Origin of the sequence: Fluviicola taffensis DSM 16823, assembly GCF_000194605.1 — a bacterium.
GTDB classification, from domain to species: domain Bacteria; phylum Bacteroidota; class Bacteroidia; order Flavobacteriales_D; family Crocinitomicaceae; genus Fluviicola; species Fluviicola taffensis.
The window spans coordinates 2,318,196-2,330,207 of record NC_015321.1 but is presented as its reverse complement, the minus strand read 5'-3'; the positions used below and the strand labels follow the sequence as shown (position 1 = coordinate 2,330,207).

Genomic DNA, 12,012 nt, shown 5'->3' with positions numbered 1-12,012 from the left:
ATTGAACACCTTGAGACCATTATTGCTTATTCAACTGATACTCTGTATTAGCACAATTAGTTTTGCGCAATCCATAAGTACTTATGAAAACTTATTAGCGAAAATTAAACGAAATCCTACGGACACAGTCAGTGTCAATCAATACCTTGAAAAATTAAAAACAGACAAGGGATTAGCAGATCCTTTAAGTGTACATGCTGAAAAGCTTTACGAACTCATTGCTTTCACTAAAAACCACCGACACATTGCTCAAGTTGCCATATTCATCGGAAATAAATGCAACAATATTGGCAAATACTCACATGCACTCAAATATGAAATCATTGCTGAAAAGCAATTAAAGCAAATTCCACTTACTCATTTATTAGGAACTACTTACAGTTTAATGGGCAATACTTATCTCGGTTTAAATATTTCCGCCAAACAGAAAGAAAGTTATCAAAAGTGTTATGAAATTGGAAAGAAGCTCAAAAATCCAATGACAATGGCTGTTGGTGCCACGGGGTTAGGAAACTATTACACGAGTAGCTTCAACTACGAAGCTTCTAATGTTTGGAATTACAAAGCATTGGTTCAATTTGATTCAATTAAAAATCATTTAGCAAGTGGCATTATTCGGGTAAATATTGCAACAAATTACCGAAAACTAAAGCAATACACCGATGCCGAAAGATTGCTCCAAGCTTCCAAAAAAAATATTTTGTTGAGTGAAAACAACTATGCTAAATTGGGATATTATTTAGAAGTTGGCTATCAATTGATGGAAGTGAAAAAATACAAAGAAGCAATCAATCCGTTTAGAATTGCACTTGATCTTGCACTAGAAGACAAATCAAACGATGACATTTCGGACATCTCCAAGGCATTGTCAGAAGCTTACGATAAAACCAATCAGTATAAACAATCTGTAGAAGCCTTAAAAATGCATCTGCAGTATAAAGACAGTGTTTTCAATGCTACAAGCAACCAACAATTACTCTCTATTGAGGAACAGTACAAAACAGAAAAAAAAGATGCTGAAATTCAATTATTGAGTAAAACAAATGCCTTAAACAAGAGTGAATTAGGTAGAAAACAATCCTTGATTTGGGCTTTCGGATTCTTAGGTCTTTTATTTGTTGGTGTTGGGATTATTCTCTGGAGATCAAACAGAAACAAGAATAAAACAAACCAATTACTGGCTCAAAAAAACACCATCATTGAAGAGAAACAAAAGGAAATCTTGAGCAGTATTAATTACGCCAAACGCATTCAATACACACTCTTAGCGAATGATCAGCTCCTACAATCCAATTTAAAAAAACACTTTGTACTTTTTCAGCCAAAAGATATCGTTTCAGGGGATTTCTACTGGGCAATTAAAACCAAAACCCATTTCTTCTTAGCGGTATGTGATTGTACAGGTCATGGAGTTCCGGGGGCATTTATGAGCTTGCTGAATATCAACTTTTTAAATGAAGCCATTACCGAAAAACAGCTTGTAGAACCTGGTATTATTCTTGATTTCGTGCGGAATCGATTGATTGAAAATCTCGATCAAGACAAGCATTTTGACGGAATGGATGGAATCATTCTTTCGTTGGAATTGGCGACGAATGAAATTCATTATGCAGGCGCAAACAATGGACCTCTAATCATTCGTAATGAAGAAATCATTGAATTACCGTATGATAAAATGCCCGTTGGAAATGGAATACGAACCAATCTTTTCAAAACGCATTTTTTACCTCATCAAATAGGTGATTGGTTGTATCTTTTTACTGATGGATATGCCGATCAATTTGGTGGGGAAAAAGGGAAAAAATTCAAATACAGCAAACTCAAAGAATTACTTTTGAATACGAGTAAACATTCTGAAAAAGAGCAGTACAATACGTTGAAGAATACATTTACGCAGTGGAAAGCCAACTTGGAGCAGGTGGATGATATTTGTGTATTTGGAATGGAGTTGTGACTTTGGGTTCAAAGGGTTCAAAGGGTTCAAAGGGTTCAAAGGTGTTTAAGTAAAATTGAACTTTTATTGAACTTTTATTGAACTTTTATTGAACTTTTATTGAACTTTTATTGAACTTTTATTGAACTTTTAAATCGTCATTTTTCTTCCCAAATAAACCATCGCAATGCAAAAAGACACGGAGATTAAAATGTTTAAAATGGCAATGATCCATTGACCGCGTTCCATCAATTCCAAGTTTTCTTTTGCAAAGGTTGAAAACGTACTAAATCCCCCACAAATACCAACAATCCAAAATGCGTGAAAAGAATCTGCTTGAGGCCCTTTCATTTTGATAATTAGCGCGATAAAAAAGCCCAATAAGAGCGATGCTATTACATTAGCAGAAAGTGTAGCTATCGGAAAACTTGATTTTGGGAATTTCTGAATTAAATACGTCAATCCGAAACGCATTAACGCCCCTATTCCACCCCCCAAGAAAACATAAAACGCATTCATCACACTTCGTTTCTGATTTGAAAAAACCTATTATAACCCTTCCAAAATACAAAAGCCCATAAACATCCCCAAATAATTCCACAAAGTATGTCAGATAAATAATGGACTGACAAGTAAATTCGACTCAAACTAATTAAAGCAACGGTGAAGATTAAAATCCATTTTAGTTGCGGATAAATTTTGCGTAAAAAGAACCAACTGAGTAAAGCTACTGCAGCATTATTGGAAGCATGAGAGGAGAAAAAACCATATTTTCCGCCAACGTATAACTCTCCATTATTCTTATGATAAAAATGCAATTTATTTTCCAAGAGTAAATTATGCGAAGGCCGGTATCTTTGAATCGTATCTTTGAATAGCATCGTTGTGGTACTATCCACAATGACGACCATTAACAAAGCCATTCCTAGAAAAATAAGTGTGGTTTTAAACCCGTAATTTTTCCAAATGAAGTAAAGAAGCAAGCAATAAAACGGAATCCATGTAATCGTTTTGGTAACGATCCAAAAGAATTGATCTAAGAAAGGAGAATTCCAACCATTCACGGCTAGAACAATGCTTCTATCTATGGATTCCAGATAATCAAACATGATTCAAATGGGTCCAAATCATATCTTTCAATTCCGTAAGTCCTTGTTGAGCAACAGAAGAAATGAATACATACGGAATCTTGGGCAAATCTTTACTAATCGCAGCCTGTAACTCATCATCCAACATATCAGATTTGGTAATTGCAAGCAAGCGTTCTTTGTGCAATAATTCAGGATTGTATTGTTTCAATTCGTTGAGCAACAATTTATATTCTTCGTGAATATCGTCTGCATCAGCAGGAATCATAAAGAGCAAACAAGAGTTCCGTTCAATGTGACGCAAAAAACGCAATCCCAATCCTTTTCCTTCATGTGCCCCTTCAATAATTCCAGGAATATCAGCCATCACAAACGAACGATAATCGCGGTATTTCACGATTCCTAAATTCGGACGTAGTGTTGTAAACGGATAATCTCCAATTTCTGGTTTAGCAGAAGATAACACAGAAAGCAAGGTGCTTTTTCCAGCATTTGGTTTACCAACTAACCCGATATCTGCCAAAATTTTCATCTCTAGCACCATCCAATTTTCTCTACCCGGCTCACCTGGTTGGGCAAAACGTGGCGTTTGATAAGTCGACGATTTGAAGTGGTCGTTTCCTAAACCACCTCTTCCTCCTGGAACCAAGATTTTTTCCTCTCCATCTTCTGTTATTTCAAATAAAGCTTCTCCAGTTTCAGCATCTCGAGCAATGGTCCCAAGTGGAACTTCGATATACTTGTCTTCACCTTGAGATCCTTTTTGCAATTGGCCAGAACCATGTTCTCCATGACCAGCCTTCATGTGTTTTTGAAATTTCAAATGTAACAATGTCCACAACTGCTTGTTTCCACGAAGGTAGATGTGTCCACCACGGCCTCCATCTCCTCCATCAGGCCCCCCTTGAGGAATGTACTTTTCACGGCGAAAATGCGCCGAACCACCTCCACCATTTCCTGAAGTACAGTGAATTTTTACATAATCGACGAAGTTATCTGATGCCATGTTGCTGTTGCTTTATTGTGAAAATTTGAAACTTCATAAGACTTGAAAACCGCACTCTGTTCGAATGCGGTTAACGAGTTACGAATTTTTTTTGACTAAATATGATCAATCGCAGCAAACAATCTATCGGAAATATCATCGATACTTCCAATACCATCTACTGCAATGTATTTTTCTTGTTTTTGGTAGTAATCTTTCACAGGTGCCGTTTCATTCTTGTAAACATTGATTCTGTTTTGGATTACATCCGGGTTTGCATCATCAGGTCTTCCACTAACTTCCGCACGTTTTTTCAACCGTTCTCTCAATTCATTTTCGGCAACTTCAAGTCCAATCATCCGTGTAATTTCCGTATTAATTGAAGCCAAAAATGTATCTAAAGCCTGAGCCTGAGCATTGGTTCTTGGGAATCCATCAAAGATAAATCCTTTCGCATTTTCCTGCTTTAAAACCTCGCTTTTCAGCATATTAATGGTTACTTCATCTGGAACTAAATTTCCTTGATCCATGTAACTTTTTGCGAGCAATCCCAATTCGGTTTCACCTTTAATGTTGGCACGGAAAATATCTCCGGTAGATAAATGTACGAGATTGTATCTTGCGATTAATCTCTCAGATTGTGTTCCTTTTCCCGCTCCTGGAGGGCCAAATAATACAATATTCAACATACGTTTTTCTTTTAACGGGAAACTTCTCCCTTTAGTTGATAAATGTGTTCCGTATTTCGACCTAACTCATTGTAGTCTAAGCCGTAGCCGACAACAAATTTATTTGGAATCGAAAAACCGATATATGTTGGGGTGTGTTTTCCTTTAAATGCTTCTGGTTTGTATAACAAAGTGACAATTTCAAGACTTGCGGGCTTCTCACCAGATAAAAGCGTAAAAAGCTTCTCCATGGTAATTCCTGTATCCACAATATCTTCAATGATTATTACATGCTTATCTTTGATAGATGTATTTAATCCTATCACTTCATCCACTCTACCTGAAGAATGCATTCCTTGATAACTGCTTACTTTCACAAAGGTAATTTCACATGGATTTCGGAAATTTTTCATCAAATCAGCAGCAAACATAAATGCTCCATTCAGCACGGCAATAAAAACTACTTCTTTTCCCGCATAATCTTGTTCCAACTTAGCTGCTAAGGAGGAGATTTCTGCTTGAATATCTTCTTTTGGGATAAATATCTCGAATGTTTTATCGTTCAGTTGAAGCACTTTGTTATCAAATTGTAAAGTGCAAAAGTAGGGTTTTCGAACCAATTATTGGCTTAAATGACAAAGAAATAGCAATGTCGCAATAATTTTGGATGAATTTAAGGGAAATGATAGTCTATGTTATATGTTTAAAAGGACCTATCTTTGTGCCATGAAAAAGCAATGGAACGGAAACGCCTTTAAAATTGGAATGCTTGGTGGAGGCCAACTTGGAAGAATGTTTATTCAAGAAGCTTTGAATTATGATGTACATGTTCATTGTTTAGACCCCGACTCTGATGCCCCTTGTAAACACTTGGCAACTTCCTTCCAACATGGTTCCTTGCAAGATTACGATACCGTTCTTCAATTTGGATTGGATAAAGATGTTGTGACAGTTGAAATTGAGCATGTCAATGTACAAGCTTTACATGAATTGGAGGGTCGTGGAATCAAGGTTTTTCCCCAACCTGCTGTATTAGCAATTGTTCAAGATAAAGGATTGCAAAAAGAATTTTATCAAAAAAACGGACTTCCAACTGCCGATTTCAGATTAATTTCAGGTAAAGAAGAATTACTTGCTAAAAACCTTCCGTTTCCTTATGTGCTGAAATGGCGAAAAGGAGGATATGATGGAAAAGGAGTTCAAATCATCAAATCTACCACTGATTTGGAGAACCTCATCGACACTCCTTTTTTAATCGAACAATTGGTTCCATTTACCAAGGAACTTGCTGTAATAGTAGCCCGCAACGAAACAGGGGAAAGTGTTGTTTACCCAACTGTAGAATGTGAATTCAGTCCTGAAATAAATTTGGTGGAATTTCTATTCGCCCCAGCAGAGGTTTCACAAGAAGTTGAAAAGGAAGCTCGTGAAATTGCATTAAAAGTCATTCAATCCTTGAATATGGTTGGAATACTAGCTGTAGAGTTTTTCCTGACAAAGGAAAATCAATTGTTGATTAATGAAATTGCTCCACGTCCACACAACAGTGGTCATCATACCATAGAATGTTGCTATACTTCCCAGTTCGAACAGCATCTTAGAAGCATTGTGAATTCTCCACTTGGTTCTACCAAACTAATTACACCGGGAGTGATGATCAATCTATTAGGTGAACCTGGTTTTGAAGGAATTGCTAAGTACGAAAATTTAGAAAATGTAATTGCGAAAGAAGGTGTCAGTGTGCATTTATACGGTAAACAAACAACCAAACCATTTCGCAAAATGGGTCATGTAACTATTTATGGGCCAGATTTAGAGGTTTTAAAAAGCACAGGCAGAAGCGTTGCTAAGGAATTAAAAATCAAAGCTTAAATTCATTTATTCCTCTAGAATTGCTACATTTGGGTTTCTATTTTAGAACTTTTGAAACTACGTATATTTCTTTCCTTAATCTCTCTTCTCGTAGTAAGTCTGAAGCTCCATGCGCAGTTACATACTTTCAGGGAGTACAATCACCGAGACGGATTAAAAATCACTTCAACTCTTAGCACAACGCAAGATGAATTGGGATATTTGTTAATTGGTACGGATGGTGACGGTATTGTACGCTTTAATGGAACTAGCTTTGAATCCATTCATCCTCCCAAAGGATTGGATAGACCCTATCATGTTACAGGAATCTTACAAATCAATAACGAAGTTTATTTTTCAACCTTATACCAAGGAGTTCTTAGGTATTACAACAACGAAATTCATTCTATTTACAAACAGAATTTAGATGTAAATGGGGAAGTGTTGAGAATTAGCAGGTGCCAAAAAAATATTTCAGTAATCTGCAAAAATTCAATCATAATTATTGATCTGAAAGGCAAAGTCCTTTTAAAAAAGAGTTATCCTTCTGGCTCAATTACCCGCTGTATTGAACTACTAGAAGTTCCAAACGGATCTGTTCTATTTACGGATAAAGAATCCTATTTTATCAACTCTCATGAAGTTGTTAAGCTTAGTAAATGGGTTAATTCCGGAAATACGACCTTCAAAATGGCTTCTTATCAGGATAAAAAGCTGAATCTTTATAATCAAGAAGGAACCTTCAAATATTCTTATTTCTTTGGGGAGAATGGAACAATCATTCGCCAAACGAAAGAGGCTACCAATTTCAAATTTGCAGAACAAGCCATTGAGAATATTACTTCAAAAAATGAATTGATTCTTTTCAATACCACAGAAAATGATCTTTTTGAAATCAAAGGGAATAAACTGACTAAAATTGAACGGAACTACGATCAAAATTTAGCAGAAATTTCACAATTATTCATTGACGCATCTGGAGATTATTGGTTAAACACTTCTCAAGGTATTACCAAAGTAAGTGTGGAGCCCTTTACGAAACTGAAATTGAATCCCATTTTTGAGAATAAATTAATTACACATGTTTTCAAGACAAAGAAAAACGAATTACTTATTTCTAGTGGGAATCAGGGCATTCATTTTGGAAATCTCACAGCCAATAATTATCAATTAAAAACTAAATTAACAGCCAACCATATTTTAGAGTGTCCACTCGGAACATTGATTTGCACAAATGATGGAATTTATGAATTCAAAAATCATGAAATAATTCCTTCAAGCATTCCAAATCAAAAGGGTGAAAATATCCGATTTGCTATTTGGGATGGAAAAAAATTGTGGTTCGCGCCTGTCGGAAAAGGGCTTTTCAAGTATGATCCTCAATCGAAAATATCCACTAAAATAACAATCAAAAAAAGTGCTGATTGTTATTACTGCGGCCAAGTATCTGCTGATGGTAAATTTATCTATTTTGGCACGAATGAAGGTGTCAAAAAATTGAATCTGCAATCAAACAAGTTAATACATTTAAAGGCATTCAACGAGATTGGTTCTTATACGGGCAATTCAACGAAGGATATTTATGGCAATTTGTGGTTTACATTAGATCGTGGTATCGCAGGAATTGATCGAAATCATAACCTAACCAAAATAACTGATCGCAAGCTATTACCTTCCTTTTTATTCTATACACTTTCCTCTGATAAATCTGGCCATTTAATTCTTGGAACCAACCTAGGGATTCATATTTTAAAGGTGAACAACAAAGCCAAGGTCATCTATAACAAAGACTACAATGAAACCAACGGTTTTTTGGGATACGAAACCAATATGCGAGCAACTTTCCAAGACAACAATATCTGTTATGTTGGAACTTCCGAAGGTCTTTTCTTAATCAACACCGAAATACTCCAAAATTACCCTGTTCCTCCAAAACCAATCATTCTGAAAGGCCGATTGTTTCAAAATGGGGTTATTCGAGATGTTGATAATGGAAAATACCTAACCTTCAAAACGATTCTAGCCAAAAACAAAGGATTAGAATATCACTATCGAATAGATAAATTCCACAAATCTTGGCAGAAACTTACGAGTACCTCAGAAATGAAAATGCCTGAATTGGAAAATGGGACTTACAATTTGGAGGTGAAATCAACGTTTGATGGAATCAATTTTTCAGAAACTACCCTTTATCCTATTACCGCTCACACACCTGCCTGGCAATCTAAGTGGTTTATTCTAATTATTATTTTAATCCTTGGAATTTTAAATATCGCTTATTTAGAATGGACGAGAACTGGAATGCGGGTGAATTTATATGAAATCAGTTACAATTCATTAGATCCGCGTTTTATTCCAAAATTACTCCTATTTGCTTCGATTACAAACGTCCTTGTAGGAATCATTATTTACTACTTCGTTGATGAAGCCCTGGCTCATGTTACTGTAAATATTGTTGCAAGTTCTATTCTAATGCTTGGTTACTTTATACACCGCATTACAGCAAGGCGGAATCGTTTGGATTACATCAACAATCTAAGTCTGTATTTATCATTGATGGTTCTCTTCGTACAGTTCTTCTACATCCTTTTCATTACCAATATTCATTCTTATCCGATAGTAGCAATTATATTGGTTTCAAGCGCATTGCCTTATTTACTGAACAATATCCGTTCAATCATCATCATCTGTCTTCTGGAGATCTTTATTTCTGTATTGATGCTCTTATGGATAGAGAAACCGATATACAATGGGGTGCTTTTTGTACTGACGATTGGGGTTTCTTCCGCATTAACAGTGATGGTAACTTATTTAAGAAATGATTCCCTAGAGAAGCTGTTTTTTGTAAGTAACATCCTAAATAAAGGAAATATGATGGCCATTTCCTTCGATCAAAAAGGAATAATTACCTATTGTAGCAAAAACTTGTCAAGTTTATTGCATATTGACTCGAACATGATTGTGGGCAAATCACTTTCCACATTGAATCCAATTGTTGTTTCTGCAGAAATGCGTGAATTTTCATTGGGGGATGAGTTCTCCGATGGAAAAATATTCCTTGTTCCTATGTACAACAAAAAGGGTGAGGTTATTTGGATTGAGTGGTCTTGCAAGTATTTCTCTGATTCAGTTCGTGTTATTATGGGGCAAGATGTCACCGAAAAGCTCACTCTTACAACGAATTATCAATCATTGGTTGAAAATGCAAATGATATGATCTTCAATACAGACATTGACGGAAATTTCACCTATGTTAATGAGATGAGTAGTCGCGTATTTGGTTATCGAAACGAGAATTTGATCGGAAAAAACTCCATGAGCGTGGTACTTCCAGATTACCGCGAAATAGTCAAAGAGTTTTTCAGTAATCAGTTTTTGAACCGCATTCAAAACACCTATTTAGAATTTCCTATTCGAACAAAAGAAGGAAGAATTGTTTGGCTCGGACAAAACGCTTCTATTGTATTTGAACCAGGCTCAAGAAAACGAATCATTGGATTTACGGCACTTGCTCGCGACATTACAGAAAAACGTGCCAATGAATTGCTCATCGAGCAACAAAACAAAGACATTACGTCCAGTATCAATTCTGCCAAAAGGATTCAATATAGTTTATTACCAAAAGCTACTGAAATAGGAAGTTATTTTCAGGATTATTTCATTGTCTTTAAACCAAAAGATATCGTGAGTGGTGATTTCTATTGGTCCTACCAAATTGAAGATAAATTGATCTTAGTATTGGCAGATTGCACAGGACACGGTGTTCCAGGTGCATTTATGACCATTTTAGGGATTAATCTCTTAAATCAATTCGTCATTGAGCGAAACATTCATGATCCTGCTAAAATTCTAAACGATTTGAACAATGAATTGCACAAACTTCTTCAACATGAAGGAAATCCATTAACGAATGAGGGCTTGGATGCACTAGTCACTATTTTTGAAAATGATACGATTCAATTTGCAACAAGTGGTGTGGCATTAATTCACACAACTCCAACCGATTTTATCCTCTATCGCTCTACAAAAAAAGAGGTAGAAGCAGAAGTTGTCATCTACGAGAACAACAGTATTACACTCGCAGATGATGATCAAATTTATTTAATTACGGATGGTTTTCAAAAACAATTCGGATCGATTCGAAATAAAAAATTCTCCTTCAAACGTGTGAAAGAATTGCTCGAACAAGTCAAAATTGAATCAATGCCTTTGCAGAAAAAATACTTTGAGAATGCGTGGTCAAATTGGTCTGAGGGCCATGAACAAACCGATGATATCACAGTAATTGGACTTAAAAAATACATCCCAAAAAAGAAAAGCTAACGAATTGTTTTTCGGACCAAGTATCTGACAGGAAAGTAAGAAGATAAAGTGCTTAGAACGATCACTGTTCCTAGAATAAATAGAATATCCTTCACCCGAAGAATTACTGGGAATATTTCGCCTCCCGTATTAGGCATCTGAACGAATCCCCAATTTATTTGGGCATAACAAACCCCGATACCTAAAATAAGCCCAATGAGAATTCCCATCGCTGAAATCAATAATCCTTCAATAAAAAATATCTGGAAAATAAATCGTTTGCTTGCCCCAAAGCGCTCCATTGTTTCAATGTTCTCTTTCTTTTCGATAAAGAGCATATTCAATGATGCGACTAAATTAAAAGCTGCTAATACAAAGATGAATAATAAAATAAGCACCACGATTTTCTTTTCGCTTTCACTCGTTTTAAAAATCAATTCATTCTTTTCTGCCGCCGTTTTGAATTGAAATTTTTTTTCGAATTTTTGAGAAAGGATTGCTTTTACCTCATCAATGTTCTCCTTCTTTATCTGAAAATAAATCGCTGTAATGTCATCTTCATAATTCAATTGAATTTGGGCATATTGAATAGAAACTAATAAGTCAGACATGTTTACATCCTTATTGTAATTCATTCTACCAACAATTTTCAAAGGCGAAACTTTAAACGGGCTTTTCAATCGAGCAATTGAAGCGTCTCTCAAAGGAGTATAAAGCATTAATTCTTCGTGTCCGTCTAATTCAGAAATGTAACCATCTATTTTATCCAACAAACTAGCGCCAATTACTCCTGTAGGTTCTCCATTTTCTTCCAAATAAGGATAACCATCAACTAAATGTTTATCCAATTTACAAGCTTCAACAAAAGAAAGGTCTACTCCAATCATTCGGGCATTCACCCATTTTTTTCCATGCTTAATGATGACCGTTTCTTCGATGGCTTTAGAAACTGAAACTACGCCAGGTATTTTGCGAAGAGATTCTATATTTACTGTTGTTGAATCAAAGGTTTTTCCTTCCAATGAACGCATTGTTATAGCTGGATCATAATCTGAATACAGCTTGGAAACCATTTGCTCAATACCATTAAAAGCGGATAAAATAATGACCAATGCGGCAGTAATTACCGCAATTCCAACTACTGAAATCCACGTAATCCAATTCACCAGATTACGTTGTTTCCGA

The 12,012-nt window shown here is 35.7% G+C and carries 9 protein-coding genes; 3 read left to right on the top strand and 6 right to left on the bottom strand.

What is annotated here, in order from left to right:
- The first annotated feature begins 10 nt into the window (after positions 1–10).
- Entirely contained in the window at positions 11–1,954 is a 1,944-nt protein-coding gene (locus tag FLUTA_RS10165; RefSeq protein ID WP_148235425.1) for a SpoIIE family protein phosphatase, read from the top strand.
- Between the two features lie 129 nt (positions 1,955–2,083).
- On the opposite strand, the gene crcB is transcribed toward FLUTA_RS10165, so the two are convergent.
- The 5 genes from crcB to hpt form a co-directional block, all read right to left on the bottom strand.
- Positions 2,084–2,452 (bottom strand): fluoride efflux transporter CrcB, encoded by a 369-nt coding sequence (gene crcB, locus FLUTA_RS10160; protein WP_013686787.1) that lies wholly within the window; start codon positions 2,450–2,452, stop codon positions 2,084–2,086.
- Positions 2,452–3,042, bottom strand: coding sequence for a phosphatase PAP2 family protein (locus FLUTA_RS10155; protein WP_013686786.1), 591 nt, complete (start codon positions 3,040–3,042; stop codon positions 2,452–2,454). Before FLUTA_RS10155 ends, crcB begins: the two co-directional genes overlap by 1 nt.
- Positions 3,035–4,027, bottom strand: coding sequence for a GTPase ObgE (gene obgE, locus FLUTA_RS10150; RefSeq protein ID WP_013686785.1), 993 nt, complete (start codon positions 4,025–4,027; stop codon positions 3,035–3,037). Before obgE ends, FLUTA_RS10155 begins: the two co-directional genes overlap by 8 nt.
- A 95-nt stretch (positions 4,028–4,122) precedes the next feature.
- The gene (locus FLUTA_RS22000; RefSeq protein ID WP_013686784.1) at positions 4,123–4,695 is read right to left on the bottom strand and encodes an adenylate kinase; all 573 of its coding nucleotides are present in this window, start codon (positions 4,693–4,695) and stop codon (positions 4,123–4,125) included.
- Positions 4,696–4,706: 11 nt separating this feature from the next.
- On the bottom strand, positions 4,707–5,249 hold the full coding sequence (hpt, locus tag FLUTA_RS21995) for a hypoxanthine phosphoribosyltransferase (RefSeq protein WP_013686783.1): 543 nt from the start codon (positions 5,247–5,249) through the stop codon (positions 4,707–4,709).
- Positions 5,250–5,400: 151 nt separating this feature from the next.
- Between hpt and FLUTA_RS10135 the strand changes: the two genes are divergently transcribed.
- Both FLUTA_RS10135 and FLUTA_RS10130 read left to right on the top strand, forming a co-directional pair.
- Positions 5,401–6,546, top strand: a complete 1,146-nt coding sequence (locus tag FLUTA_RS10135) for a 5-(carboxyamino)imidazole ribonucleotide synthase (protein ID WP_043023761.1) — start codon at positions 5,401–5,403, stop codon at positions 6,544–6,546.
- Positions 6,547–6,597: 51 nt separating this feature from the next.
- Positions 6,598–10,848, top strand: coding sequence for a PAS domain S-box protein (locus FLUTA_RS10130; protein WP_013686781.1), 4,251 nt, complete (start codon positions 6,598–6,600; stop codon positions 10,846–10,848).
- Here FLUTA_RS10130 and FLUTA_RS10125 read toward each other — a convergent pair.
- On the bottom strand, positions 10,845–11,993 hold the full coding sequence (locus FLUTA_RS10125) for an ABC transporter permease (RefSeq protein WP_043023759.1): 1,149 nt from the start codon (positions 11,991–11,993) through the stop codon (positions 10,845–10,847). The genes FLUTA_RS10130 and FLUTA_RS10125 overlap by 4 nt on opposite strands.
- Between the last annotated feature and the right edge of the window lie 19 nt (positions 11,994–12,012).